Here is a 25501-nt window from a genome sequence, read left to right as displayed (position 1 = left end):
GCAGACCGCTACGCAGCACCGTTCTCGATCCCCATCAGTGCTTCCCTGACCATCCTCACAAACCCGCCGGGATCCTGGAGGAGCTCAGCTGGCTGAACCCGCCGTAGTGGATAGCCTTGATTCTGGATGTAAACGGCTCGATCTCTTTCTCTGCGCAGGGTCTCATCTAGCGGTTTGTAGGTGACGCCGTCGTACTTCTCCTCACCGTCCACTTCGACGCCCAAGCGGCCTATCATCATGTCCACCGTGAACGGTCCGATCTGCACCTGGGTTTGGATGCAAGTAATCCCGTCCTCGATGAGAAGTGCTCGAGCGTAGCTCTCGTAGGCTGATTGCGAGTTGTCTACTGCGTAGGCCAGGATCTGCCGTAGGACTGGTACTCCTCGTCGGCCGCGCATCATCTGTATGCGCCGTTTGAGTTCGCGTTTGGTTACTGTGCCGGTCATTAGCAACCAGTCGAACGCGACGAGTCCTTCTTTGAACCCATGAGTCACTGCAATGTCGAAGGCGGTCCGCACGTGGTCGGTTACCCGCACCCCGTCGATGTCTAGCACTTCGGTGTCGCATGGAGCCCCTTTTCTGTATACGATCCCTCTTCCCCATTTGTGCTTCCCCGGCACTGCTCCGGACGGCAGCATCAACTCGGCTTGTTCCGTGCTGGTTGCGACTACCCACATCCCAAGAACCCGCGCAGATGTCCTTCCGCTCAGGACAGCCTTCTTCATAGTTTTTCCCACCGCTACTGCTCGGAGCCATTGCTTTTCGTGGTATTTGAGCTTGGTAAGGACTGTTCTTTCGATGGCGTACTGGCGGGAGAGCGCGATAAGTTCCCCGTCCACCAGCCGCTGCAGCAACTCTGTGTTCCCCCGGGACGCCTCGCGCACATCCACGAGCATCCACAACAATTCTTCCGCACGATTCTTCTTCAAGGTTCCGCCTAACACTTAGCCTTACCTCGTTAGACCGCTCCCGACCCCCTTTCGGTTCCCTGTTAACCTGAAACAATGCGCACCCGGCACATTTACATCGCGTCTCTGCTGGTTTCATTGGCTGCGTTCGTGTTCATCATGCTGCAGTTCGACCAGGTTCCCAACCAGGTTCCCATGCAGACTGGATTTGATGGCACGGTCAACCGCACGGAACTGAAATCGGTGAAGTCGGCGACGTTCGGTGTGTGGTTCGCCGCGTTGTTGACGTTCGCACTGTGGGTGTCGGGCCCCAAAGCGCCCTTTGCTTATCGACGCATGCCTGTCCCCGACAGTTCCGACATCCCGTTCTCTCAGACGGCGGCGGACAAGACGGCGCGTTTCCTGGCAAGTCAGGACCGGGCGATGGCGTGGATGGCCCTCGCGGTGGCCGTCTCGAGTGCTTTCCTGCAGATCACGATGAGCCTGCCCGCTTTCCGGGTTCCTGAAGGGGTCGGCATTGTGGTGCTCATCGTGGCCATCGGCGCAGCAATGGTCAACCTCTTCCGTAGCATGCTGCAATGGCAAAACGTCCTGGCTGAAATGCCTACCGATGAGGACGAAGTGGAGCGCAAGAAGCACTTCGGCTATGGCAGCGCAATGGGTGTGTACAAGGAGCCGAACGACCCGATGGTGATGCAGATTTCGCCGTTCAATAACGCGAACGTGGAGATGAACTGGGCTCATAAGCCGGTGCGGCAGCGCACCTTCCTGATGCTGGCTGCATTCGTAGTCGTCTTCGTGGCAGTGTTCATCTAAGGGTAAGCATGCGCAAAACTGCTCTCGGTTTTCTCGCCGCCTTGTTGATTGTCTTTGGCATCGTCCTCGAGATGACGCTGCAGGAAGACGCTCCGCCCCCGGCTCTGGCCGATGGCGAAACCGCACAGGTGGAGCGGGTTGTCGATGGCGACACCCTTATCGTCCACTCCAGCGGTGAGCGGCTGCGGCTCCGCCTGCTCAACATCGATGCCCCGGAGCTCGCCCGTGACGGCCAGCCAGAGGAGTGCATGGGCAGCGCGGCCGCGCACCGTCTCGAGGAACTGGCTCCCGTCGGCTCAACAGTCACCCTTGTCTACGATAAGGAGCGCCAGGACCAGTACGGACGCGACCTCGCCGCGGTGTTCGACGGGGACGTCTTCATCAACGAGCTCCTGGTCGAAGAGGGGCTAGCGTGCGCTGTGGTCTATCAGTCGAATGACACCTACTATTCGCGCATGCAGTCGGCGGAGGCCGCCGCCCGCCAAGCGCAGTTGGGGATGTTCAGCCCCGAGTGCCACGCAGGACGGTGAACTTCTGATTCCTCGCCACCTGCTCCACGGACTTCAACCGCGCCTCGACCTCGCCGCGGTAGCGCAGGTGCGAGTTATGCACCATGAATAGCTGACCGCCAGGCGCTAGCAGACGCACGGAGGCATCAAGCAGGTGTTGGACCAGCGTCGCGTCTACGCCTGCGCGGTCATGAAACGGCGGGTTCAGGGCGACTGTGTCAAAAGTCCCCGCCTCCCACTGCGAACCTGCATCGTCCCACGTCGCCTCGATCCCCAGCGCGCGCGTGGAGAGGACGGCGTCAGCATCAGCGTCCGTCGCGGTCGCATCGACTCCCGCTTCGAGCAGTCGCTTGACGACGCTCCCGTTCCCGCACCCCACATCCAACACCTTCCCCAGTTCCGCCCTGGAATCCAGGAGCGTGGACGTGAGCAGCGCCCCGCCGTAGTCTTCCCGCGCACCGGAGAACACTCCCCCGACGGCAGTGAACCCGCCTGCCTCCACCGGCGAGTAGGCAACATCGCGCGGCCCTGACGCGACGAGGCAGCGAAACTTGCCGCGGCCTCGCGAGGCAGCTACCTCAGCAAAGGAGGAGGCAAGCACGTCGTTCATGGAACGAGCAAGGTGCTTGTTGTTCCCTCCGAACACCACTCGGCCGACACCAGCCGAAGCCAGTGAGCGCGCGAGATAGTCGAGCCGGCCCAAAGACTTCGGCATCTCTCCGACGGCCACAGCTCCCGCAGGAGCGCAGGAGACCAGGAACTCATCGGCACGCAAAGGGCCGTCGATGCCGGCGACAACGGCCCCAGCTGCGTGGGCGGCGTGGGCGCGGGTGTAGTCGGAATCAACGCAGTACACCGGCACCCCCAACTCCAGGGCAGCAGCAACAAGGTCACCTGTCGGGTCGTCGCACACGACCACAGCCCCAGGCGTAGAGAGATCGGCGACTTCGAGGATGAGGCTATCCAAGGACCTCAAGGCCAGCCACCTCCCCGATGACGTACACAGCCGGGTTGGTCACGCCTTCTTGCTCCATGACGTCCGCTAAGTCCCCGAGCGCCGCCCGGAATTGCCGCTGGTCTGCGGTTTCGCCGTCTTGGATGACGGTGGAGGGGGTGGAAGGGGGCAGGCCTGCGTCGATAAGCGCACGCGTGATGGGGCGCACCTGGCGCACGCCCATGATGACCACGATGGTCCCGCCGACGCGCCCGAGAGCGTCCCAGTCGACCAGGGAGCGCGGGTCACCGGGTGCGAGATGGCCGGAGACAACCGTGAAGGAATGGGTGACCCCGCGCTGTGTGACAGGCACGCCGGCGGCTGCGGGGACAGACGTCGCGCTGGTCACGCCAGGAACAACTGAGCACGGGACGCCGGCGGCGGCACAGGCCTGCAACTCCTCAAAACCGCGGCCGAAAACATACGGGTCCCCGCCTTTGAGCCGCACGACGCACTGGCCGTCTTGGGCGTGGGTGACCAGCAGCTCGTTGATGCGCTCCTGTGCGACCTGCTTTTTGTACGGCAGCTTGGCCACGTCAATGACCTCTTTGCCGGTGAGGTCAAGAAACTGGTCAAGCTGATTCGTGGGGCCCAAGTGGTCGGTGAGAATCACATCCGCCGCCTCAAGAGCACGCAGTCCGCGCACAGTGATCAGGTCCCACTCGCCCGGGCCGCCGCCGACTAGGGTCACGTGTCCGTTCGTCATGGCGATCAAGTCTAGGCTAGGGCCATGCCTCACATTGTCGACGCACTCCCCGACATGGCCATCCCCGCGCGCGGCGCGGACTTTCCTGACCCGCAGATCGTGGTGCTCAACGAGCCACTCGCTGCGGAGCTCGGCTTAGATTCCACCTGGCTGCGCAGCACAGACGGCATCGCGTGGCTCACTGGAGCGAGCGGCGGCCACGCCATGGCGTACGCCGGGCATCAGTTCAGCCAGTTCGTGCCCGTGCTTGGCGACGGCCGCGCCCTCCTCCTCCCCAACCCCGATCCCGCGAATGAACGTTACGAGTTCCAGGCCAAAGGCTCCGGCCCGACTCCGTTCTCACGGCCCGGTTCGGACGGGCGCGGTGCGATTGGCCCGATGCTGCGGGAGTACCTGGTCAGTGAGTTCATGCATGCAGTGGGCATCCCGACCACCCGCTCACTGGCCGTGCTGAACACTGGGGAGACGGTGCTGCGCCAGCAGGGGCACGTCCCGGGCGGCATCGTGGTGCGGGTGGCGCGCAGCCACCTTCGTGTCGGCTCCGTGCAGTACGCGGCCATGCGCTCGCACGAGCTAGTGCGCGACGTGGTTGCCGCTGCTGGATTCGAGGATCCGGAGGACCTGTTGTCTACCGTCATGCAGCGCCAGCTCGACCTTGTGGCGCAGTGGATGAGCATCGGCTTCGTCCACGGTGTGATGAACACCGACAACACCGCCCTGTCTGGCGAGACCATCGACTACGGGCCGTGCGCGTTCACTGAGAAGTTCCGCGGTGACGCAGTGTTCTCTTCGATTGACCGGGGTGGGCGCTACGCCTTTGGCAACCAGCCCAACATCATGGCATGGAACCTCGCACGCCTCACCGAGGCGCTGCTTCCCGTGAGCAATGAGGACGCACTGCGCGAAGTGCTCGCGGAAGTTGAGCCGACCTGGGAGAGCGCTTGGGCGAAGCACATTCCCGATCCAGACGCTCTCGCTGCCGCTGAGGACATCACCGCCTACAACCATGAGCACCGCGATGGGCCAGTCTTCATTCCCCGCAATCAGATGCTGGAGCGAGCTATCACTGCTGCCGAGCAGGAAGGCACAGTCGAGCCCTACCTTGAGCTGCTCGGCGCCGTGACTGACCCCTATAACGACAAAGCGGGCCCGGCCTGGATGGCCGAGCCCCAGGGCGACATCCCGTTTGTCAGCTTCTGCGGGACGTAGCCGGCGCTAGATCACGCCTACCGATAGCTTAGTCGTGTGCGCTGGTCGTGCCGGAAAACTCCCGAGGCTCGTCGAGGCGCAAGGTCTTCAGGGTGTAGGCCCACTGCTCGTCGTAAACGCTCTTCTCACGCATGAGGGACTTGCCGTAGGTCGGGATCATGTCGTAGAGCTTCTCGCTCCAGTCGATCATGCGCTCACCGAAGCAGCGCTCGAGCAGCTCGAGCATTGCAGCCGGGGCGATAGACGCACCCGGGGAAGCGCCGAGAATACCGGCGATCGTGCCGTCCTGATCGTTGACCAGAGCGGTACCGAACTCGAGCGAGCCGAAGTGCGGCGGGGTGGCCGGTTTGATGATCTGGACGCGCTGGCCAGCGATGACCTCTTCCCAGTCCTTGCCGTCAGCAGACGGCATGTACTCGCGCAAATCCTCAACGCGGCCTTCAAACGGCTTGAACACCTCTTCGACGAGGTACTTGACCAAGTCGAAGTTCCAGCCGGCAACGCCCAGGTAGGACGGAATGTTGTCGACGCGGATGGACTTGAACAGATCCAGGTAGGACCCCTTCTTGAGGAACTTCGGGGTCCAGCCACCGAAGGGCCCGAACAGCAGGGACTGCTTGCCATCGATAACACGCAGGTCCAGGTGCGGTACCGACATCGGCGGAGCACCGACCTTCGCCTTGCCGTAAACCTTGGCCTGGTGCTGCTTGACCAGTTCCTGGTTGGTGGTACGCAGCCACGCACCGGAGATCGGGAAACCGGCGTAACCGCGGACCTCGGGCACGCCAGCCTTGCGCAGCAAGTCCAGCGCGTAACCGCCGGCGCCGACGAAGACGAAGCGTGCGCGGGTGGTCTCCTTCTCACCGGTGTGCAGGTTCTTGGCGGTGACGTGCCAGAAGTTGCCCTTCTTCTTGATGTTGGTCACTTCGTGGCCGTAACGGACCTCCGTGCCTACCTGCCCAGCGTGGTCGATGAACTGGTTAGTGAGCGCACCGTAGTTGACATCGGTACCCGCCGTGGTCCAGGAGATCGCGACTGGCTCCTTGTCGAAGTCGCGGTCCTTGGCCATGAGCGGCAGCACCTCGGCGAACTTGTCGCGGTCGGTCGTGAATTCCATGTCCGGGAACATGTAATTGTCCTTCAACGCGTCGTAACGGCGCTGAAGATAATCGATCTGATCTTCGCCCTGGGCGAAAGAGACGTGCGGGACCGGGTTAATGAACGCGGTGGGGTCCGTCAACACGCCTTCGAGAACCTGGTGAGACCAGAACTGGCGGGACACCTGGAACTTCTCGTTGATGTTGATGGCCTTAGAGACGTCGATACGGCCGTTCTTCTCCGGCGTGTAGTTGAGCTCGCACAGCGCGGAGTGGCCAGTACCCGCGTTGTTCCACGGGTAGGAGGACTCCAGGGATGCGCCGTCGAGACGCTCGTAGATCAGCTGGGACCAGCTCGGCTCCAGCTGGCGGATCATCGCGCCGAGCGTGGCGCTCATGATTCCGGCACCGATAAGCAGGACGTCAACCTCGTCCCCTTGGGTGTTCTTCTTGGACTGCTGGGACTGGGTTGCTGACACCTTTATGACCTCTTTGATCTTGTCATCTCTGAATACTTTTCCGCATTCTACTCCTCCCCCATTCCACGCGAGTAACAACGCCTTAGCAAATCAGCTCGCGGACACAGTGACGCGAAGAAGAGACCTAGGACACGCTCTAGAATGGGCGGCATGGATTTCGACACAACGGACCTGAACTCATTGAGCTGGACCAACGATGAACTTGACGGTTTCCTCCGCGCCACTCTCCCCCTGGGCCGCGACCCCGACGGGGAGGGCGAGGTCGCAGCGGTCCTCGTCCAATCCCAGCCCGATGAGCCGAACGGTAAACCCGCTTTGCTGTGGGTGCACGGGATGTCGGATTACTTCTTCCAAGAGCACGTCGCACAGCACTACAAAGAGCTGGGCTATCCCTTCTACGCGATCGACCTGCGCAAGTGCGGCCGCGCCCACAAGGAGGGCCAACGCTGGCACTACACCACCGACCTGCGTTACTACTACGACGAGCTGACCGCAGCGACGAAGCTCATCGCCGCCAAGCACGGTGCCGTCATTCCGCTCGCCCACTCCACTGGCGGCCTTATCGTCCCGTTGTGGATCGACCACGTCCGCCGCCACGACTGGCGCACGCACCAGCAGATCGCCGGCCAAGTGCTCAACAGCCCCTGGTTGGACATGCAGTTTCCGGGCTGGGCTGTGAAGGTGCTCAAGCCTGTCGTCGACGTTCTCGGCGCGACGTTCCCCAACCTCCGTCTGCCCGCCGTGGGCGAAGGCACATACGGCGAGTCCATTTACAAGGGCCTGCATGGCCAGTGGGACTTCGATACAAAGAAGAAGGCTATCGGCGGCCACGACAAATACCTCGGTTGGCTACGTGCGGTCATGGTCGGCCAGGACCGGATCCACGAGGGTTCTGTCGACGCCGGCGTTCCCACCCTGACGCTGTGCTCGTCCCACTCGTACTTGGGCAAGTCTTACTCGGCGGCCGCCGACTCCGCTGACACGGTTCTCGACATCGAGCAGATCCAGCATTGGGCCCCGTTTGTCTCCGACAAGCACAACGAGACCAAGCCTATCGACGGCGCCCTTCACGATGTCTTCCTATCCCTCCCGCACGCACGCCAAAAGGCGTTCGACACTCTCGACGAATGGTTGGAGAACCTGTGACAAACCCGACCCACTACGACGTGATCATCATCGGTTCCGGCTCCGGCAACTCATTGCCCGGCCCGGAGTTCGACGACAAATCCATTGCGCTGATTGAGGAGAACCCGCAGTTCGGCGGCACTTGCCTTAACGCCGGATGCATTCCGACGAAGATGTACGTCGTCGCCGCCGACACTGCCGCTTCTGCCGCGAACTCAGAGCGGCTCGGCATCCACACCACCTTCGAGGGTGCGGATTGGCCGGCCATCGTCGACCGTGTCTTCGGCCACCGCGTCGACGTGATCTCCCGTTCCGGCGAGGAGTACCGCCGCGGTGAGGAGTGCCCGAACATCACCCTCTACAACGGCCACGCCGAGTTCATCGGCCCGAAGACGCTGACCACCTCCATCGACGGTGAGCCCGCCACGATCACCGGCGACACGATCCTCATCGCCGCCGGATCCCGTCCGTTCATTCCACAGGTCATCCTCGACTCTGGTGTGCCGTTCCACACCAACGAGGACATCATGCGTCTTCCGGAGCAGCCGAAAACGCTTACCATCCTCGGCGGTGGCTACATCGCGATGGAGTTCGCCCACGTGTTCCAGTCGCTGGGCACGCACGTGCGCATTGTGAACCGCTCTCCGTTCATGCGTCACCTGGACAAAGACATCCACGACCGCTTCAACGCCCTGGCAGCTCCGCGCTACGAAACGCACGTGGGTCGAACGGTCGCCTCCGCGTCGCACGATGACAGCGGCGTCACGCTCACGCTTGACGACGGCTCCACCCTCACCTCCGATGCTCTCCTCGTTGCCACCGGACGCGTGGCCAATGGCGACCGTCTCAACCTGGATGCCACCGGGATTGAGATGCATGACGACCACCGCATCAAAGTTGACGAGTATGGCCGCACGACCTGCGAGGGCGTGTGGGCTATTGGCGATGTCTCCTCCCCACACATGCTCAAGCACGTTGCCAACGCGGAACTGCGCGCAGTGCGCCACAACCTTCTCAACGACGACCTGGTCAAACTCCCCCACGACCACGTTCCGTCCGCAGTGTTCACCTACCCGCAGATCGCATCTGTCGGTCTCACCGAGCAGCAAGCGCGCGACGAGGGGTACGAGGTGACCACCAAGATCCAGTCCTACGGCGACGTCGCTTATGGCTGGGCCCTGGAGGATTCCACCAGCGCCGTCAAGCTCATTGCCGACAAGAAGACCGCCAAACTCCTTGGTGCTCACTACATGGGCCCACAAGCCGCGACTCTGATCCAACAGATGATCACCGTCATAAGTTTTGGATTAGATTTGCGTGACGTGGCGCGTCGCGAGTATTGGATTCACCCTGCCCTCGCGGAGGTCACGGAGAACGCGATTCTGGGTCTCGATTTCGAGTTTCCGCCGGTCTAAGGTTCCACCGCCGCTCAATCCGCGCAGTCTGTACGCTCCCTGGCAGCCGTCCAGGTTCCTGAGAGACACATCAGAACCTGAAAATTACCAGGTCATATAGGCAAAGCAGCCTGCCATGCGCTAGTATGTTTCTCTGGAAAGTGGATCAGACTTCCAGCAAACTCCAATCTTGCTTGAAGCCTGGTTCCGCTGGCCCCCACCTAGATCCACAGAAAGGGATTCGTATTATGCGTAAGTTCCGCAACGCCGCACTCGCCGGCGCTACCGCCGTTGCTGTTGCATTCGGCAGCACCTCCGTTGCAATGGCCCAGGAGAACACCGACACACAACCGGCCGCGCAGGCTCCGGCAGACGCCAATACCCAGCCTGAGGGCGACGAGAACAAGAAGGAAGAGGCTACCGAAGGCGAGAAACTCTCGGAGAAGCAGACTGAGGCTAAGGGCGAGGACATCTTCGGCGACAAGAAGAAGTGGAAGGACGTCCCGGCTGGTTGGAAGGCCCTGTACGTCGGAACCTGGATTCTCGGCATCGCTGCTGTGATTGGCGCGATCGCTGGCCCGATCGACAACTTCATCAAGTACGGTCCGTTCGCTAAGTAACTGCGTTCGAGCTTCGAAAATCACCCGACCTTTCAGTAGTAAGGAAATATCATGCGCAAGTTCCGCAACGCTGCCCTCGCAGCCGCAACCGCTACCGCTGTCGCTTTCGGTGGTACCTCCGTCGCAATGGCAGAGGAGACTCAAGACACCAAAACACAGAGCTCGGGCTCCAGCATCGGTTACAACCAGGAGGGTGACACCCCCCTGAAGGACCTGCTCGGCAAGCTCGGCGGGGGTAACGTGCGTCACGAGATCGGCAAGGCCACCGATGCTGGCAAGCCTGCCGATATCAACAACTTCTTCACGAACCCGGAAGATATGCCGCAGTGGGCGCGCATCTGGCACGAGGCTTTCACTGCCGTTTCCGTCCTGGCTGCCATCGGCGCTGTGATCGGTCTGGGCAACTACGCCCTGAACCAGGGCCTGCTGCCGCAGATCCCGTGGTAAATAGACTTCTAGATTCGCTCTAGATTCCCATAGAGAAAGGGGAGCCGCTTCGGCGGTTCCCTTTTTTCGTGCGTACGCCAAGCAGGCGGAAGATCTACGACCTAGCGCTGCGAGTCCGGAATGGTCAGGATCTCGTTGCCGTCATCGGTAATGACGATGGTGTGCTCGAACTGAGCGGTGTACTCACCGTCGCGGTTCTGGACGGTCCAGCCGTCGTCCCAGACGTCGTACGGCAACTCGCCCAGGTTGATCATCGGCTCGATCGTCAGGGTCATGCCGGGTTCGAGAATGTCGGTGTAGGAATCGGAATCGTAGTGCAGGACAACGAGACCATTGTGAAATGTCGGGCCGACACCGTGGCCGGTGAAATCGGTGACCACGTTGTAGCCGAAGCGCTTTGCATAGGCCTCAATCACTCGACCGATGACGTTGATCTGACGGCCAGGCTTGGCGGCCTTGATGCCGCGCATCATGGCTTCCTCAGTGCGCTCGACCAAGTGGCGGTGCTCCTCGGCAACCTCGCCAGCGAGGAAGGTCGCATTGGTATCACCGTGGACTCCGTTCTTGAAGGCAGTGACGTCGATGTTGACGATGTCGCCTTCCTGGATCACGGTCGTATCCGGGATGCCGTGGCACACGATCTCGTTGAGCGAGATGCAGGTGGATTTCGGGTAGCCTCGGTAGCCCAACGTTGACGGGTAAGCACCGTGGTCGATCATGTATTGGTGGGCGATGCGATCGATCTCATCCGTCGTCACGCCGGGGGCAACGGCAGCGCCAGCCGCTTCGAGAGCGTTCGCCGCGATACGGGACGCCTCCCGCATCGCCTCGATGGTCTCCGGGGTTTGGATGACCGGCTCGCCGACATTCTCTTGGACCTCGTTCTTCCAGACGTATTCAGGGCGTTCAATGTCCGCAGGCACCTCGAGTTGCGGGGTCGGCTTACCAGGAGTGAGTTTTCCACGTGGGTTCATGCGGGCCATGTTAGTCCCGCGCACCAAAACCGAACGGGGCGGGTCCGAGGCAGCATTCTAGTACCGCCCTTCAGCCCGAAAACTGGCCCAGAACCGGCCGGAAAAGATCCGAAAGGCGATACTGTGAAGCGTCCTGGTTTTCGTTCCGCTTATTGAACGCCCAACGGGTGGGCGTGTGATTGTTGATAGTAGGCGTCTTCCATCTCTTGTGGGGTGATGTATCCCAATGACTCGTGCAGGCGGTGGTTGTTCCACCAGTACACCCAGCGAAGGGTCGCGATCTCGACTTCCCCAACCGACGCCCACGGCCGGTGGGGATAGATCAGCTCGGTCTTGTAGAGACCGTTGACCGTTTCCGCCAACGCGTTGTCGTAGGAATCGCCGACGGTGCCAACGGACGGATCGATCCCAGCTTGAGCAAGTGCCTCACTGTAACGAATGGACACGTACTGCGAGCCGCGATCGCTGTGGTGGACAAGTCCTTCAGCACGGAGATCACCTGCGTGATAAACAGCGTGCTCAAAAGCCTCCAAAGGCAGCTCATCGGTGCGCATGCTCGCCCTGGTGGCAACCCCGACAATCTTGCGGGAGTACGCATCGGTGATGAACGCGGTGTACGCAAACCCCGACAGGGTACGCACGTAGGTGATGTCAGCGACCCACAGCCGGTGCGGCGCTGACGCGGTGAAGTCACGATTGACCAGATCAGGACGACAATCCGGGACATCAGCCCGAAGCGTTGTGATCGGAGTGCGGCCCCTTCTGCGGCCTTGGATGCCGGCGAGTTTCATCAACCGTGCCGTCTGATCACGACCGATGTCCCAGCCGGCGCGCTGCATGGCCTTCCACATCTTGCGTACCCCGTACACGCTGAAGTTGTCCTCGAAGACTTTCACCAATTCGGGGATAAGCAGCGCATCTGACAAGCTCCTGGCCGACGGGGCTCGTGTTTTCGCTGCTCGGTAGCCACGAGAGGTGATAAACCCACACTCTGTCTCTTTCAATGTGCGACAGATGGCCTCGACCCCGAAGCGACCGCGATACGCATCGATGTATTCGATCATCTTCTGGTGGGACGGTCGAGTTCCGCTGCGAAAAAAGCTGAAGCGGTCTTTAAGATCTCGTTTGACCTGCGCAGCTCTTTGTTCTCCTGCCGCAGACGCTTCAGTTCGTCGTCGACCGACTCGCCAGTGCTCCGCTGAACGTCGGGGGACGCTTTGACAGGTTTCAACCAGTTGTTGAGCGTGTGCGCCGAGACGCCGAGCTTCTCGCCGATCTCCTCCGCCGCCGCCCACTTCGAACACCCCTCAAGCTCAACGAGCTCCTCGGCTAACCGCACCGCCTTGTCCTTGAACTCGTCACTGAACTTCCTAGGCATGATCCAATCCTCCTCTAGAAACGATCGGAACTAAACCCAGGACACTTCACTGAAAATGTACAACCGGCGAGACCCGCGCCCGCCCCTGCAGTTACTCGGGCTTCGGCGCTCCCGCCTCCGGCCCCGGCTCATCAATGTTGCGGAACATCGCGTCGGTAACTGCGACCGCCGCCTCGGACCCGCCCCCGAGAACGATGAGGGTGGCAAAGGCGATGTCGTCGTCACGGTATCCGGTGAACCAGGAGTGGGATCCTTCATTGATCTCGGCCTCACCGGTCTTTCCGCGGATGTCACCGCCAGCACCCATGCCGCCTGCGGTACCACCCGGCCCGGTCACGGACTGCATCATGGAGCGCAGACCGTCGATAGCCTGAGGGTTCGGCTTCGCGGCCGTCTCGCTGGCCTTGGTCTCCTCCCCCTTGATCAGGTACGGCATCGGCGTCTCCCCGCGCGCTGCGGTGGCGGAAACAAGCGCCATTCCAAAGGGGCTGGCAAGGTCGAGGCCCTGGCCGTACCCGGCTTCCGTGCGGTCGAGCGGTTCCTCGCCGACGGGGATGGAACCAGTCATGGATTCCAACCCCGGAATCTCGTAGTCGATCCCCAGACCGAACTGCTTACCCACGCTCTGCAGCTCCCCCGACTCGAGCTTCGTGGAAATATCGGCGAAAGTGGTGTTGCACGAACGCGCAAACGCAGTGTCCATCGGCACGTTGCCCAGGCCGAATCCGGCGTAGTTGTTCACCACGCGCCCGTAGATATCCATCGATCCCGGACACGGCACGACCGACTCCGGCGTGAGCCCCTGCTTCTCCATTCCGGCGAAGGAGGTGATGATCTTGAACGTCGAGCCCGGCGGGTACTGCCCCATCATGGCCAGGTTGCCGTCTTCATCGGCGGCTTTCGTCTGCGCCACAGCGAGAATTTCCCCGGTCGACGGGCGAATGGCCACGATCATCGCCTTCTGCCCGTTGATCGGCTCGAGCGCTTTCTCCGCCGCCGTCTGCACTTCATGCGACAAGCTGATGCTTATCGACGGCGACGGCCGCGCCTCATGAAACTCCACATCCTCCATCTCATTACCGTTGTCGTTGACAACGGAGACCTTCCACCCGGAGTCGCCTTCAAGGTCATCGCGGACGACTTCGCCAACGCGGGCCATGATGTCGGGAGCAAAAGATGGGTCGTTGTTGACCATTGAGGCTTCTTCGTTGAGCCGCACACCCGGGGTGCCCTTGACGGCGTCTTGGACGATCTTGTGCGTGCCAGCCGGAATCATCGCCACGGAGTAGACACCGGTGACGGACACGAATGAACTCTGCAGCTCACCTGCGTCCCGGGTGGGCACAGACGGGTCCTCGGCATGGGCCTTCTCCAGCGCAGAGGAGACGGCGGAGGCGACCTCGGCGTGGTTGCGCACTGCCTCGGTGTCCACAAGCAGACGGTAGGCAATGCCGGGGCTGAGCAGCGCCACACCATCGGAGGAGACCACATTTGCTTGATCAGCGGGTACGGTACGCAGCTCCAAGTGGTGGCTGGCGCCGAGCCGCGGGTGGAGGATCGAGGGCTGCCAGCGGATCGTCCAATCATCGTTGGACTGGGTCAAGGTCATCGACGCGTCATAGGACACGTTGCGGCCGCGCGGAAGATGCCAGTCGAAGGTGTAGTTCGCCGTGGCGATGTTCTCTTGCTGGTTCACGTGGTTCAACGTGGCGGTGACACCCTCCATTTGCAGGCCACCGACGGTGGCTTGGATAGAGGGGATGGCGGTGTCGGGGTCGTCGACAAGCTCCGACATCGCGTCGTAATCGAGCTCCTGCAATGCTTCGAGGAAGTCGTTGGCCACCGGCTGAGCGGGGTTCGGTTTCGGTGTGCAGGCCACCACCCCGAAGGCGAGTGCGAGCACAGCGAGGATCCCCGCAACACGCACTGTCAGCCTGGATTCCATGGGGTTCAAAAATAGCAGCGCCGGAAAGCTTTCCAGCGCTGCCACTCTGAGCGGGGTGAAGGTCTACCTGGTGACCTTGACCTCAGCCTTGGCGCCCTCGATCTCCTCAAGGCCTTCCTCTTCGGCGATGCGCTCTGCGTGAGCGATGAGGGTTTCCACAATCTTGGACTCGGGCACGGTCTCTACCACCTCGCCCTTGACAAAGATCTGGCCCTTGCCGTTACCGGATGCCACACCGAGGTCGGCGTCGCGTGCCTCACCGGGACCGTTGACAACGCAGCCCATGACGGCGACGCGCAGCGGGTACTCCATGCCCTCGAGGCCGGCGGTGACCTCCTCGGCAAGTGAGTAAACATCCACCTGGGCGCGGCCACAAGACGGGCAGGACACGATCTCCAGCTTGCGGGGGCGCAGGTTGAGCGACTGGAGGATCTGGTCGCCGACCTTGATCTCCTCGACCGGGTCAGCGGACAGGGAGACACGGATGGTGTCACCAATGCCCTCGGCAAGCAGCGCACCGAAGGCCACGGAGGACTTGATCGTGCCCATGAAAGCCGGGCCAGCCTCCGTCACGCCGAGGTGCAGCGGGTAATCACACTGCTCAGCCAGTTGACGGTAAGCCTCCACCATGAGCACCGGGTCGGAGTGCTTCACCGAGATGGCAATGTCGCCGAACCCGTGCTCCTCAAACAGGCTCGCCTCCCACAAGGCGGACTCCACGAGCGCTTCCGGGGTGGCCTTGCCGTACTTCTGCAGCAGGCGCTGGTCCAGGGAACCACCGTTGACACCAATGCGGATCGGGATGCCAGCGTCACCGGCTGCCTGCGCCACCTCTTTAACGCGGCCGTCGAACTCTTTGATGTTGCCGGGGTTGACGCGCACGGCGGCACACCCTGCCTCAATCGCAGCGAAGATGTACTTCGGCTGGAAGTGAATGTCGGCGATGACCGGGATCGGGGATTTCTGGGCGATGGCCGGCAGCGCTTCAGCGTCCACCGTCTTCGGGCAGGCCACACGGACAATGTCGCAACCGGACGCGGTCAGCTGCGCGATCTGCTGCAGCGTGGCGTTGATGTCGTGCGTCTTCGTGGTGGTCATCGACTGCACGGTGATGGGGTGCTCCGAACCGACACCGACACCGCCGACGAAGAGCTGGCGGGTCTTACGGCGCGGAGCGAGGGTCGGAGGCGGGCCTTCGGGCATGCCCAAACCGATGGGTTGATTCATGGTCTACAGCCTAGCCGAAGAGCCGGACAGGATTAACCACGTCCGCCACCATGACCAACGCACCCACGCCGAGCAGCAACGCCGCCATGAAATAGGTCAACGGCATGAGTTTCTCGTAGTTCACCGGCCCACCCGGAGGCAGGCCGCGAAGGCGGCGGAAGACGTCCCGCACCTGCTCGAACAGGACGACGGCAATGTGACCTCCGTCCAGCGGCGGCAGCGGCACCAAGTTGAACAGGGCGAGGAAGAAGTTCAGCGACACCAGCAACATGAAGAACACGTCCCACATGGACCGCTCCACCAGCTCTCCACCGGTGCGCGACGCACCAACGACGCTGATCGGGCCCTCCACGTCACGCTCGCCGCCGAAGATCGCGGTGACTACGCCTGGGATCTTCGCCGGGAACGCAATTAGGCCTTCAACAGAAGCTTGGAGCATCTCCCCCGACAGGTTCACCGCAGCGGGGAAAGCCTCGACCGGCCCGAACTGCTTCATTGCGTCCTCCACCGGCGCGCTGGTGAGACCGATTGCACCCGCCGTGTAGGGCTGACCTTCAGGGTCCAGGCGTTGGACAGTGGCGAGGAGGACGCGAATAAGCACCTCGCTCTCACCGCGCCCTACCGTGAGTTCAATGGTCTCACCCGGGCGCTCGAGCACGTAGTCGCGCAGATCGACGAAGCTTTCCAGCGCCTGTCCATCGACAGCAAGAAGCCTGTCGCCCGGCTCGATGCCGGCGGCACCAGCAGGGCCGGGGCCAGTGCAGTCAGCGAGCGTTTCCGCATCTACCTGGTCGGAGGTGCAGCTGACCTCCCCCACCGTCGGCGTGCGGTCCGCGTACGGGTTGGGGATACCGGCTGTCACTGCGACGATGTAGAGCACGAGGAACCCGAGGAACAGGTTCATGATGATGCCGCCGCTCATCACCGCCACCCGCTGCCACCACGGTTTGCGATACATCGCGTACGGTTCTTCCTCCGGCGTGAGCGGATCCATCGCCGTCATCCCGGCGATGTCGCAGAACCCTCCGAACGGCAGCGCGGCGAGACCGTACTCGGTCTCCCCCACCTTCTTCGACACCAGCGTCGGGCCGAAACCGATGAAGTAGCGGCGCACGCGCATGCCGAATGCCTTCGCGGTGAGCATGTGCCCGGCCTCGTGCAGCGCAATCGACAGCGCAATGCACAGCGCGAATACAACGACGCCTAGGAGCATGCGTCCACCAGCTCATTCGCGTGCACTCGCGCTTGCTTTTCGACGTCCACTATCTCCCCGAACGACCCCGCCTGAACCGCGAAATCGGACGCGGAGTCGAGCACCTCGCTCACCACGTCGACGATCTGGGGGAAGCGGATCCGGCCGGCAAGGAACGCGGCCGCAGCTTCCTCATTGGCAGCGTTATAGACGGCGGGGTACGTCCCGCGCAGGCGGGAGACCTCGCGGGCGAGCTTGACGGCGGGAAAAGTGTCTTCGTCCAGGGGCTCAAAACGCCAGTCCATCGCCTGGGTGAAGTCGAGGCTGTGCTGCGCCTTAGGCACGCGGCCCGGCCAGGCCAGCGCATGGGCGATCGGCATCTTCATCGACGGCGGGGAGGCCTGGGCGATGGTGGCACCGTCGCAGAACGTGACCATGGAGTGGACGATGGACTGCGGGTGAACGGTGACGTCGATGATGTCGGGGCTGATGCCGAACAGCAACGTCGCCTCAATCAGCTCCAAGCCCTTGTTCACCATCGTTGCGGAGTTGAGCGTGTTCATCTGCCCCATCGACCATGTCGGGTGCGCGGCCGCCTGCTCCGGGGTGACATCCCACATCTGCTCGCGCGTCCAACCGCGGAAAGGGCCACCGGAGGCCGTGAGGACGTAGCGGGACACTTCCTCCGTGCGGCCTGCCCGGAGGCACTGGGCCATCGCGGAGTGCTCCGAATCGACGGGCACGAGCTGGCCTTTCTTCGCGCGTTCCAGGACGAGGTCACCGCCAGCGACGAGGGACTCCTTATTGGCTAGCGCCAGAATCGCCCCAGTATCCAGCGTCGCCAGCGTGGCAGCAAGCCCGAGGGAGCCCACGAGAGCGTTCAGGACGACGTCCGCGCTCGTATTGGTCACCAGCTCCTCGGCGGAGGTGAGAACCTCGCCGCCCAGCGCCACCGAGATGACCTGCGCAGCCTCAGGCTTGGACACGGCTACTTGTTCGGCCGACAGGCCGAACTGCCGGGCTTGAGCAATGATCGCCTGCGGATCCGATCCCGCTGCCGCGATGCCCGCTACCTCGAAATCCTCCGGATTGTCTCCGATGACGTCCAACGCCTGGGTGCCGATCGATCCTGTCGAGCCGAGAATGAGTACCTTTCGCACCCGACCATTCTCACACACGCCGACCGTTCTACCCCGCTGCCCTGGTCATTTCGCTGGTCTTTCTAGGCGGGGTCAAACTAACGGTTAACGGGTCGGGCCGATCGTGCTGAAGATCGCAATCATTCGGGGGGACCAATCGTCCCAACCGGGTGCGATGTGCCAATATAATAGGAACGTACTTCTATTTACCGTGCTATTTCCGTGCAAGGAGTTTGCTGTGAGCGCTAAGGATGACGCACCCCAGGTCTACAACGGTGTTTCCGAGGCTGATGTCCCCTCTGCCAAGTTCGGCTGGAGCGAGCTGAAGCCGGCCACCATCCAGATTGCCGGCTGGATCTCTGTGGCGTTCCTCATCGCCTACAACTTCGGTAACCACCAAGGCCACGTCGAAACGATCTGGCTCATCTCCCTTGCTGTGCTCATCGCGCTGGGCCTGATCCTCTTCGCCATCCGCCCGGAGCTGTCCACCGCCCGCACGGTCACATCCCACAACAAGCCGGTCGGCCACGTCGAGCCGAACTGGACTTACATGCAGAAGACGCTGACTGGCCCCTACGCGGAGCTGACGGACAGCCAGCTGCGCGCTCTGAATATCGACCCGGCAACGGTTCGCCAGCAGGCTCCGGCCGGCCAGCGCACCGCCGTGGGCGCAGGCCACTCCACTCACTCTGGCGCGGCCTTCGACGAGGTCATTGCCGCACCGGAGATCCCGAACCGCCGCGAAACCCTGCACGTCGAGGACAAGTAGTCCCCGTAGCCTTCGGCCGCAACGCAAAAACCCCGCTTCAGCGGGGTTTTGTTGTTATAGCGCTAGGAAACGTGGGGGTGAGACCCGGTGGGACTAAGCGCCGGCCTTCTCCCCCGCCTGCTTTTCATCGGCAGCTAGCTGGCCACAAGCAGCTGCGATCTCTTGACCCTTGGTATCGCGGACCGTGCAGGTGACGCCTTGGGCAATGACGCGGCGAACAAACTCGTCCTGGCGCTCACGCGGGGAGGCATCCCACTTCGACCCTGGGGTCGGGTTGAGCGGGATGAGGTTGACGTGGACGAGGGGGCCGAGCGCGTCGTGAAGCTTCTGGCCCAGCATGTCCGCGCGGAAGTCATGGTCGTTGATGTCGCGGATGAGCGCGTACTCAATCGACACACGGCGCCCGGTCTGGTCCGCGTAGTAGCGGGCGGCATCCAGCACGTCCTGAACGGTGAAGCGGTTGTTCATCGGGACGAGTTCGTCGCGCAGTTCATCGTCGGGCGTGTGGAGGGACACAGCGAGAGTGACGGAAAGGCCTTCGTCGGCAAGCTTGCGGATCGCCGGGGCGAGACCGACCGTGGACACCGTCACGTTGCGCTGGGAGATGCCGAAACCGTGCGGGGCCGGGCTGACAATCTGGCGCACCGCGGACACGACGCGGTTGTAGTTGGCCAGCGGCTCGCCCATGCCCATGAACACGACGTTGGTCAGGCGGGAGCCTTCGGCCTCCATCATCGCGGCGGCTTCACGGACCTGGTCGACGATCTCCGCAGTGGACAGATTGCGGTCGAGGCCGCCCTGGCCGGTCGCGCAGAACGGGCACGCCATGCCGCACCCTGCCTGCGACGAGATGCACAGGGTGGCGCGGCCCGGATAGCGCATCAAGACGGACTCCAGAAGAATGCCGTCGTGCAAGCGCCACAGCGTCTTGGTGGTGTCGCCGTTGTCGGTCTCCACCTTGCGCACCGGGGTGAGCAGACGCGGGAACAGGGAATCCTTGACCAGCTCGCGCTGCGCGGCGGGCAAATCCGTCATCGTGGACGGGTCCGCCTCGAAGCGGCCGTAGTAGTGGCGCGCGATCTGATCGGCGCGGAACTTAGGCAGGCCGAGTTCACCGAGCGCTTCAATCCGCTCTTCCTCGCTCAGGTCGGCGAAGTGCTTCGGCGGCATGCCGCGCTTGGGCGACAGCAACTGGATCTTTGGAAAATCACTCATGACGTGCCCCATTGTGGCACGGGATAGCGCAGTTAGCGAATAGCAACCAGAGGCACGGGTGAGACGGCCGTTAGATCACCACGACACTCATCAGCAGCCACGTCGCAGCGGCGGCCGGCAGAATGCCATCGACGCGGTCCATCATGCCGCCATGGCCGGGCAAAAGCCCCGACATGTCCTTGATGCCCAGCTCACGCTTGAACTGGCTTTCCACCAGGTCGCCCATGGTGGCGCAGAGCACGGTCCCCACGCCAAAGATGAGTCCCGTCCACCACGGGCTCGCCAGCATGAACATGCCAGTCAACACGCCTGTCACCGCGCCAAACAGCACTGAACCCGCAAAGCCTTCCCAGGACTTCTTGGGGCTGACGGCCGGTGCCATGGGATGGGAGCCGAACAGAACTCCAGCGACGTAGCCACCCACGTCGTTCGCCACCACACACGCGATGAATGTGAGGATGAAATGGCTACCGGTGACATCCCCTGACTCCAGCCGGGAAATCATCGCGGCGAAGGAGCCAAACAGCCCGATCCACACGAGCACGAAAATGCTCACCGCAGTATCGCGGACGTAGTTCTGCGGCGGAGTGTTCCTCCCGTGGAAGAACAGACGGGAGAACATGATGGCCAGCGCACTGACCGTGAACGTGGCCAGCAGGCCCGGGTACCCGAACGGCCAGGTGGACACGACCATGCTCAAACCGAGCACGATGATGGTGAACCTGTACACCCCGAAACCGTGCTCGCGCAGGCGCGTGAGCACCTCCCACATGGCCAACGCCATGGCGAGACACACCACGGGGTACCACATCACGGGACCCACCCATGTGGCCACCAGCACGAGGGCGATCAGCGCGAGACCCGTCGCGATGGCGGCGGGGAGGTTACGGCCTGCGGAGTTCTTCGGCTTCGGCAAATGCACCCGGCGTGAATGGCCGGCTGCTGGTGCCTCGCTGTCTGTCACAGGCTTATACCTCGAGCAGTTCTGCTTCCTTCTTGTTCACCAGGTCGTCGATCATGTCGACGTACTTGGCAGTGGTCTTGTCCAGCTCTTTCTCCGCAGCGGAGACTTCGTCCTCGCCGGCGTCGCCGTCCTTCTGGATCTTCTTCAGCGCATCCATGCCGGAGCGGCGGACGTTGCGGATTGCAATCTTGCCGTCTTCGCCCTTGCCCTTAGCCTGCTTGACCAGGTCACGGCGACGCTCCTCCGTCAGCTGCGGGATGGTCACACGGATGACCTGGCCGTCGTCCGTCGGGTTGACACCCAGGTCAGAGTTACGGATGGCGTTTTCAATCTCACCCATGGTGGACGGGTCGTACGGCTTGATCAGCAGCATGCGCGGCTCCGGCACGGAGATGGTGGCCATCTGGTTGATCGGCGTGGGTGCGCCGTAGAACTCCGCCATGACGCTGTTGAACATCGCCGGGTTCGCGCGGCCCGTGCGGATGGTCACCAGCTCGCCGCGGGTGTGCTCCACGGAGTTGGTCATGCGCTCTTCAGCGTCGAGCAATACGTCATCGATCATGGGTTCATCCTTCACTGATCCTGATTGTGTTCTCTACCAACTTAGCAGTGCCAGCTACCGTCATAGACTGTAGAACACTATGCACCCCGCCTTCGCGTATCTTGCCCCGGATCCGCAGCCCGTAACTACGGGCCGCTTGAGCGGCTGGGTCATCCCTGCTAAAGATCTGTCCGATGTCGCAGGCATGCCCACCACCGGCGGAAACCCGCAGCGCACATACGTTGCGGGGACCACCAGCCCCTTTTTAGCTGCTCTCCAGCGCGAGGGCGCGACGATCAACGGCAAGACAGCCACCTCCGAGCTTGGCGCCACGATCTATGCCGAGCGTCCCGACGTTCCTGTGCTCACTTCACCTGCCTATCCGGGCGCGACTCCAGGCGGGTCATCCACCGGGGCTGCTGTCGTCGTCGCCGAGGGCCTGCACCGCGCGGCGCACGGCAGCGACGCGGGCGGCTCTTTGCGCGTTCCGGCCGCCGCATGCGAGGTTGTCGGTTTCAAGCCCGCGGGTACCAGCAAGACCGTGTCCACCGACGGCTTCATCACAGCGACAGTCGCGGACCAGCAGTTCTTGCACAACGCGCCCAATGCTTATCGACGCCTGCGCGTCGGCCTCCTCACCACTCCCCTCTTCTCCACTGAATCGGTGGTCAGCCCCGACCGAATAGCAGTCGTTGAGCAGGCGGCGGAGGTGCTCGGGGGCAGCTGCGACGTCGTTAAGCTCCACCCGTATCAGGCGGCCGCAGAGACGTTTACGCACTTCACCCGCCGTATCCAGCAGGCGTTCGTGAAGGTGGACCCGCTGGACAGTGCCTACATTTCCTGGTTGAAGGAGCAAGGTATCGCCGTGACTGCCGCGCAGCTCGCGGAGGGTCAGCGCCATATTGCCGGATTGTCGCAGGCATTGCAGCGTGAGTGGGGTGTGGATGTGCTGCTCACCCCGACCGTCGCTACAGATCCCCCGCCGGTGGGTCACTTTTCCGCGATGAGCCCAGCGGAGAGCTTCGCCGCGCAGACTGCGTGGTCGCCGTGGTGCTCTCTTTTCAACCTCACTGGCGGGCCGGCGATTGCTGTCGGGCCCATCCACATCGGCGGTATTACTGCCAGCGACAGCGAGGTGCTCGCGCTCGCCGCAGAAGTCGAAGACGTGTGGCAGGAATGGAAGGCGGCTAGAGGAGTCTGACCATCGCCACGCCGGCGAAGACGAGGACAAGCCCCCCGATACGCGCACCGTTGATGCGCGTGCGGGCCGAGCCGAACAACCCGAGCGCCTCAATGACCTGGCCGCAAATAATCGCGCCGGCCAGCTGAGCAATGACCGTCGTTCCGGTGCCCAAGATGGGTGCGAGCGTGGCCATGCCCACGACGAAGATCGCGCCGAAGACACCCCCGAGCCACATCCACCACGGCCCGGGCTCAATCCCGGTGAGCAGGGCTTTGCGGGAGGTCGGTTCGAGCATGCTGAGCAAAAGCAGCAGGACAACACCGACGAACAAGCTGATCGTGCCGGCCTGCAATGAACTGCCCAGCACAGTGCCCAGGTGGCCGTTGACGGCGGTCTGCGTAGCCGAGCACATGCCCATGAGCACTCCGAAGGCGCGCCATCCCCAGGCGGCACCGGCGTCAGCGCGTCCCTCCCCGAGCCCCGGCTGCGAACCGGGAGTGCCCAGGACATGAACAGTCACAATGCCAGCCACCACGACGAACGCCCCGAGCACGCGCCAGAACGTCGCCTCGTTCTGGGGAGAGTTATACAGCCCGAAGTGGTCGATGACCAGGGCCATGATCACTTGCCCCAGGATCGGGATGATGATCGTTTCCACCGCGCCCAGCATGGGGAACAAAACCACGCTGCCGGTGAGGAAAACCACGCCCATAGCGCCGCCGATCCACACCCACCACGGCTGCGCGGCAGCCGCCGCAAAATCGACGTTCGGCCCGGAAATGGCCAGGGCTACCGCCGCGGCGCAGCACAGCGCGACGAAGAAGGAAATGAGCGATGCCGGGATCGGTGCGCCGATGCTGCTACGCAGCCGGGCGTTCACCGCAGTCTGGGCAGGAACAACTGACCCGACACCGAGGGCGGCTCCAACTAGCAATTACCGGGCCGCCTACTGGACGAGGGTGCCGATGCGCTCACCGGCGACAGCACGCGCAATATTGCCCTCTTTGAGGAGGTTGAACACCAAGATGGGCATGTTGTTGTCCATGCACAGGCTGAACGCGGTGGCGTCGGCGACCTTGAGACCCTTCTCGATCGCCTCGCGCGGGGTGATCTCGGTGTAGAGTTCCGCGTCCGGGTTGGTGCGCGGGTCGTCGGAGTACACGCCGTCGACAGCCTTAGCCATGAGGAGTACCTCACACCCGATCTCGAGGGCGCGCTGAGCAGCAGTCGTGTCGGTGGAGAAGTACGGCATACCCATGCCAGCGCCGAAGATGACCACGCGACCCTTCTCCAGGTGGCGGGATGCGCGCAGCGGCAGGTACGGCTCCGCGATCTGCGCCATGTTAATGGCTGTCTGCACACGGCAGTCCACGCCCAGCTGCTGCAAGAAGTCCTGCAGCGCCAAGCAGTTCATCACCGTGCCCAGCATGCCCATGTAGTCGGAGCGGGCGCGGTCCATGCCGCGCTGCTGCAATTCCGCACCGCGGAAGAAGTTACCGCCACCGATGACCACCGCCACCTCGGTGCCGCTCTGAGCAATATCGGCGATCTGGCGGGCCACGTTCTCCACCACATCCGGGTCGATGCCGACCTTGCCGCCGCCGAACATCTCACCTCCCAGCTTGAGCATGACGCGGTTGTATCCGCGGCGAGACTGGACGTGATCTTCGTTGATCGGGTCGGTCACCGAAAGCTCCTTCGACGGGGTTCGACAGGGGGCGGGCTATTCCGCCGACCCAGTCTACTCGCACTGGAGGCTGCAAAAGCAAGACCCCGGTGCCGTCGACAAGCGACGATACCGGGGTCCGCGGAAAGCGTGAGCTTACTGCTGGCCAACCTCGAAACGGATGAAGTCAGTCACAGTGATGCCGGACTCCTCAGCGAACTGACGGACAGTCTTCTTGGAGTCAGCCAGGGACGGCTGCTCGAGCAAAGCAACATCCTTGAAGAAGCCACCCAAGCGGCCTTCGACGATCTTCTCGATGGCAGCTTCCGGCTTGCCCTCGTTGCGGGTGATCTCCTCCTGGACCGCGCGCTCCTTCTCCACGACATCAGCCGGGACGGAGTCCTTGTCCAGGTAGCGGGCCTTCATAGCGGCGATCTGCAGAGCAACCTGGTGAGCAGCCTCAGCGCTGTCACCGGTGTAGGCGACGAGCACGCCCACTGCCGGCGGCAGGTCGGCAGCCTTCTGGTGCAGGTAGACCTCCACGTTGTCGCCCTCGATGGTGGCGGCGCGGCGCAGCTCCAGCTTCTCGCCGATCTTCGCGGACAGGTTCTGCAGCACCTCGGTAGCCGGCTGACCGTTGACGTCAGCGTTGGCCAGCTCCTCCGGGGTGTTCGCCTTCACAGCGGCCGCGGCCTGGGCAATCTGGTCGGCGGTCTGCTTGAACTCCTCGTTCTTGGCAACGAAGTCGGTCTCAGAGTTGATCTCAACGATGGTATTGCCGGAGACGGCGACCAAGCCCTCCAGGGCGTTGCGCTCAGCGCGCTTGCCCACGTCCTTTGCGCCCTTGACGCGCAGGATCTCAACGGCCTTGTCAAAGTCTCCGCCGGCCTCTTCCAGGGCCTTCTTGCAGTCGAGCATGCCGGAACCGGTGGTTTCGCGCAGCTTCTTCACGTCTGCAGCGGTGTAGTTCGCCATAGTGGGGCGAGCCTCCTCGTTATTGGATC

The 25501-nt window shown here is 62.6% G+C and carries 25 protein-coding genes and 1 pseudogene; 9 read left to right on the top strand and 17 right to left on the bottom strand.

Annotated features, from left to right (window positions below; all coding sequences use genetic code 11):
* Positions 1-8: 8 nt before the first annotated feature.
* Positions 9-929, bottom strand: coding sequence for a hypothetical protein (locus HMPREF0291_RS11325; RefSeq protein ID WP_156774826.1), 921 nt, complete (start codon positions 927-929; stop codon positions 9-11).
* Positions 930-1004: 75 nt separating this feature from the next.
* On the opposite strand from HMPREF0291_RS11325, the gene HMPREF0291_RS06920 reads away from it, so the two are divergent.
* Together HMPREF0291_RS06920 and HMPREF0291_RS06915 are read left to right on the top strand one after the other, a co-directional pair.
* Entirely contained in the window at positions 1005-1724 is a 720-nt protein-coding gene (locus tag HMPREF0291_RS06920) for a hypothetical protein (protein ID WP_005289717.1), read from the top strand.
* Positions 1725-1732: 8 nt separating this feature from the next.
* Positions 1733-2254, top strand: a complete 522-nt coding sequence (locus HMPREF0291_RS06915) for a thermonuclease family protein (protein WP_005289716.1) — start codon at positions 1733-1735, stop codon at positions 2252-2254.
* On the opposite strand, the gene HMPREF0291_RS06910 is transcribed toward HMPREF0291_RS06915, so the two are convergent.
* Together HMPREF0291_RS06910 and cobA are read right to left on the bottom strand one after the other, a co-directional pair.
* Complete coding sequence (locus tag HMPREF0291_RS06910; protein WP_040423628.1) at positions 2226-3209, bottom strand: class I SAM-dependent methyltransferase; 984 nt, start codon at positions 3207-3209, stop codon at positions 2226-2228. The two genes, HMPREF0291_RS06915 and HMPREF0291_RS06910, sit on opposite strands and share 29 nt — an antisense overlap.
* Complete coding sequence (gene cobA, locus HMPREF0291_RS06905) at positions 3193-3933, bottom strand: uroporphyrinogen-III C-methyltransferase (RefSeq protein ID WP_005289711.1); 741 nt, start codon at positions 3931-3933, stop codon at positions 3193-3195. The genes HMPREF0291_RS06910 and cobA overlap by 17 nt, the downstream gene beginning before the upstream one ends.
* A gap of 24 nt (positions 3934-3957) precedes the next feature.
* On the opposite strand from cobA, the gene HMPREF0291_RS06900 reads away from it, so the two are divergent.
* The gene (locus HMPREF0291_RS06900; protein WP_005289709.1) at positions 3958-5142 is read left to right on the top strand and encodes a protein adenylyltransferase SelO family protein; all 1185 of its coding nucleotides are present in this window, start codon (positions 3958-3960) and stop codon (positions 5140-5142) included.
* Positions 5143-5170: 28 nt separating this feature from the next.
* On the opposite strand, the gene mqo is transcribed toward HMPREF0291_RS06900, so the two are convergent.
* Positions 5171-6718, bottom strand: coding sequence for a malate dehydrogenase (quinone) (mqo, locus tag HMPREF0291_RS06895; RefSeq protein ID WP_050748808.1), 1548 nt, complete (start codon positions 6716-6718; stop codon positions 5171-5173).
* A 150-nt stretch (positions 6719-6868) separates the two neighbouring features.
* Between mqo and HMPREF0291_RS06890 the strand changes: the two genes are divergently transcribed.
* The 4 genes from HMPREF0291_RS06890 (at position 6869) to HMPREF0291_RS06875 (ending at position 10304) form a co-directional block, all read left to right on the top strand.
* Positions 6869-7864, top strand: a complete 996-nt coding sequence (locus tag HMPREF0291_RS06890) for an alpha/beta hydrolase (protein WP_040424370.1) — start codon at positions 6869-6871, stop codon at positions 7862-7864.
* Complete coding sequence (gene mtr, locus HMPREF0291_RS06885) at positions 7846-9258, top strand: mycothione reductase (RefSeq protein WP_040423625.1); 1413 nt, start codon at positions 7846-7848, stop codon at positions 9256-9258. Before HMPREF0291_RS06890 ends, mtr begins: the two co-directional genes overlap by 19 nt.
* A gap of 227 nt (positions 9259-9485) precedes the next feature.
* The gene (locus tag HMPREF0291_RS06880; RefSeq protein WP_005289702.1) at positions 9486-9857 is read left to right on the top strand and encodes a hypothetical protein; all 372 of its coding nucleotides are present in this window, start codon (positions 9486-9488) and stop codon (positions 9855-9857) included.
* 51 nt (positions 9858-9908) lie between these two features.
* The gene (locus HMPREF0291_RS06875; RefSeq protein ID WP_005289700.1) at positions 9909-10304 is read left to right on the top strand and encodes a hypothetical protein; all 396 of its coding nucleotides are present in this window, start codon (positions 9909-9911) and stop codon (positions 10302-10304) included.
* A gap of 101 nt (positions 10305-10405) precedes the next feature.
* Here the strand turns inward: HMPREF0291_RS06875 and map are convergent, their stop codons facing one another.
* From map to dxr, 7 genes and pseudogenes are all read right to left on the bottom strand, one after another.
* Positions 10406-11278: a type I methionyl aminopeptidase gene (map, locus tag HMPREF0291_RS06870; RefSeq protein ID WP_040424368.1), complete on the bottom strand. Its 873-nt coding sequence runs from the start codon at positions 11276-11278 to the stop codon at positions 10406-10408.
* Positions 11279-11427: 149 nt separating this feature from the next.
* Positions 11428-12513 carry an IS3 family transposase gene (locus HMPREF0291_RS06865; RefSeq protein ID WP_232210340.1) on the bottom strand — a complete coding sequence of 362 codons (1086 nt, stop codon included), beginning with the start codon at positions 12511-12513 and terminating at the stop codon, positions 11428-11430.
* Positions 12462-12656, bottom strand: a pseudogene (locus tag HMPREF0291_RS12060) (transposase); the annotation flags it as partial. The pseudogene HMPREF0291_RS12060 and the gene HMPREF0291_RS06865, both read right to left, overlap by 52 nt.
* A gap of 91 nt (positions 12657-12747) precedes the next feature.
* Positions 12748-14601, bottom strand: a complete 1854-nt coding sequence (locus HMPREF0291_RS06855; protein ID WP_005289698.1) for a penicillin-binding transpeptidase domain-containing protein — start codon at positions 14599-14601, stop codon at positions 12748-12750.
* 63 nt (positions 14602-14664) lie between these two features.
* Positions 14665-15828 carry a flavodoxin-dependent (E)-4-hydroxy-3-methylbut-2-enyl-diphosphate synthase gene (gene ispG, locus HMPREF0291_RS06850; RefSeq protein ID WP_005289697.1) on the bottom strand — a complete coding sequence of 388 codons (1164 nt, stop codon included), beginning with the start codon at positions 15826-15828 and terminating at the stop codon, positions 14665-14667.
* A gap of 10 nt (positions 15829-15838) precedes the next feature.
* Positions 15839-17041: a M50 family metallopeptidase gene (locus tag HMPREF0291_RS06845; protein WP_005289696.1), complete on the bottom strand. Its 1203-nt coding sequence runs from the start codon at positions 17039-17041 to the stop codon at positions 15839-15841.
* Positions 17032-18180, bottom strand: a complete 1149-nt coding sequence (gene dxr, locus HMPREF0291_RS06840) for a 1-deoxy-D-xylulose-5-phosphate reductoisomerase (protein WP_005289695.1) — start codon at positions 18178-18180, stop codon at positions 17032-17034. The genes HMPREF0291_RS06845 and dxr overlap by 10 nt, the downstream gene beginning before the upstream one ends.
* A 217-nt stretch (positions 18181-18397) precedes the next feature.
* Between dxr and HMPREF0291_RS06835 the strand changes: the two genes are divergently transcribed.
* Positions 18398-18928: a DUF2631 domain-containing protein gene (locus tag HMPREF0291_RS06835; RefSeq protein WP_256001600.1), complete on the top strand. Its 531-nt coding sequence runs from the start codon at positions 18398-18400 to the stop codon at positions 18926-18928.
* Positions 18929-19021: 93 nt separating this feature from the next.
* On the opposite strand, the gene rlmN is transcribed toward HMPREF0291_RS06835, so the two are convergent.
* The 3 genes from rlmN to frr all read right to left on the bottom strand — a co-directional run bounded on the left by rlmN (position 19022) and on the right by frr (position 21669).
* The gene (rlmN, locus tag HMPREF0291_RS06830) at positions 19022-20143 is read right to left on the bottom strand and encodes a dual-specificity RNA methyltransferase RlmN (protein ID WP_156774825.1); all 1122 of its coding nucleotides are present in this window, start codon (positions 20141-20143) and stop codon (positions 19022-19024) included.
* A gap of 70 nt (positions 20144-20213) precedes the next feature.
* Positions 20214-21107 carry a phosphatidate cytidylyltransferase gene (locus tag HMPREF0291_RS06825; protein ID WP_005289692.1) on the bottom strand — a complete coding sequence of 298 codons (894 nt, stop codon included), beginning with the start codon at positions 21105-21107 and terminating at the stop codon, positions 20214-20216.
* A 4-nt stretch (positions 21108-21111) separates the two neighbouring features.
* Positions 21112-21669 carry a ribosome recycling factor gene (frr, locus tag HMPREF0291_RS06820; RefSeq protein WP_005289691.1) on the bottom strand — a complete coding sequence of 186 codons (558 nt, stop codon included), beginning with the start codon at positions 21667-21669 and terminating at the stop codon, positions 21112-21114.
* A 79-nt stretch (positions 21670-21748) separates the two neighbouring features.
* On the opposite strand from frr, the gene HMPREF0291_RS06815 reads away from it, so the two are divergent.
* Positions 21749-22849, top strand: a complete 1101-nt coding sequence (locus tag HMPREF0291_RS06815; protein WP_005289690.1) for an amidase family protein — start codon at positions 21749-21751, stop codon at positions 22847-22849.
* Here the strand turns inward: HMPREF0291_RS06815 and HMPREF0291_RS06810 are convergent.
* From HMPREF0291_RS06810 to tsf, 3 genes are all read right to left on the bottom strand, one after another.
* On the bottom strand, positions 22836-23765 hold the full coding sequence (locus HMPREF0291_RS06810; protein ID WP_040423622.1) for a DMT family transporter: 930 nt from the start codon (positions 23763-23765) through the stop codon (positions 22836-22838). The two genes, HMPREF0291_RS06815 and HMPREF0291_RS06810, sit on opposite strands and share 14 nt — an antisense overlap.
* Before the next feature lie 12 nt (positions 23766-23777).
* Positions 23778-24461 (bottom strand): UMP kinase, encoded by a 684-nt coding sequence (gene pyrH / locus HMPREF0291_RS06805; protein ID WP_232210339.1) that lies wholly within the window; start codon positions 24459-24461, stop codon positions 23778-23780.
* 192 nt (positions 24462-24653) lie between these two features.
* The gene (tsf, locus tag HMPREF0291_RS06800; RefSeq protein ID WP_005289687.1) at positions 24654-25472 is read right to left on the bottom strand and encodes a translation elongation factor Ts; all 819 of its coding nucleotides are present in this window, start codon (positions 25470-25472) and stop codon (positions 24654-24656) included.
* Positions 25473-25501: the final 29 nt, after the last annotated feature.

This window comes from Corynebacterium genitalium ATCC 33030 (genome assembly GCF_000143825.1).
Classification (GTDB): Bacteria; Actinomycetota; Actinomycetes; order Mycobacteriales; family Mycobacteriaceae; genus Corynebacterium; species Corynebacterium genitalium.
The sequence above is the reverse complement of the archived record's forward strand: the minus strand, read 5'-3'. Positions and strand labels throughout refer to the sequence as shown.

Excerpts from the sequence above, each read along its gene's own strand:
- HMPREF0291_RS06920 (WP_005289717.1), top strand. The coding sequence starts at position 1,005 with ATGCGCACCCGGCACATTTACATCGCGTCTCTGCTGGTTTCATTGGCT.
- HMPREF0291_RS06915 (WP_005289716.1), top strand. The coding sequence starts at position 1,733 with ATGCGCAAAACTGCTCTCGGTTTTCTCGCCGCCTTGTTGATTGTCTTT.
- cobA (WP_005289711.1), bottom strand. The coding sequence starts at position 3,933 with ATGACGAACGGACACGTGACCCTAGTCGGCGGCGGCCCGGGCGAGTGG.
- HMPREF0291_RS06900 (WP_005289709.1), top strand. The coding sequence starts at position 3,958 with ATGCCTCACATTGTCGACGCACTCCCCGACATGGCCATCCCCGCGCGC.
- HMPREF0291_RS06890 (WP_040424370.1), top strand. The coding sequence starts at position 6,869 with ATGGATTTCGACACAACGGACCTGAACTCATTGAGCTGGACCAACGAT.
- mtr (WP_040423625.1), top strand. The coding sequence starts at position 7,846 with ATGGTTGGAGAACCTGTGACAAACCCGACCCACTACGACGTGATCATC.
- HMPREF0291_RS06880 (WP_005289702.1), top strand. The coding sequence starts at position 9,486 with ATGCGTAAGTTCCGCAACGCCGCACTCGCCGGCGCTACCGCCGTTGCT.
- HMPREF0291_RS06875 (WP_005289700.1), top strand. The coding sequence starts at position 9,909 with ATGCGCAAGTTCCGCAACGCTGCCCTCGCAGCCGCAACCGCTACCGCT.
- map (WP_040424368.1), bottom strand. The coding sequence starts at position 11,278 with ATGAACCCACGTGGAAAACTCACTCCTGGTAAGCCGACCCCGCAACTC.
- HMPREF0291_RS06855 (WP_005289698.1), bottom strand. The coding sequence starts at position 14,601 with ATGGAATCCAGGCTGACAGTGCGTGTTGCGGGGATCCTCGCTGTGCTC.
- ispG (WP_005289697.1), bottom strand. The coding sequence starts at position 15,828 with ATGAATCAACCCATCGGTTTGGGCATGCCCGAAGGCCCGCCTCCGACC.
- HMPREF0291_RS06845 (WP_005289696.1), bottom strand. The coding sequence starts at position 17,041 with ATGCTCCTAGGCGTCGTTGTATTCGCGCTGTGCATTGCGCTGTCGATT.
- rlmN (WP_156774825.1), bottom strand. The coding sequence starts at position 20,143 with ATGAGTGATTTTCCAAAGATCCAGTTGCTGTCGCCCAAGCGCGGCATG.
- frr (WP_005289691.1), bottom strand. The coding sequence starts at position 21,669 with ATGATCGATGACGTATTGCTCGACGCTGAAGAGCGCATGACCAACTCC.
- HMPREF0291_RS06815 (WP_005289690.1), top strand. The coding sequence starts at position 21,749 with ATGCACCCCGCCTTCGCGTATCTTGCCCCGGATCCGCAGCCCGTAACT.
- pyrH (WP_232210339.1), bottom strand. The coding sequence starts at position 24,461 with ATGCTCAAGCTGGGAGGTGAGATGTTCGGCGGCGGCAAGGTCGGCATC.
- tsf (WP_005289687.1), bottom strand. The coding sequence starts at position 25,472 with ATGGCGAACTACACCGCTGCAGACGTGAAGAAGCTGCGCGAAACCACC.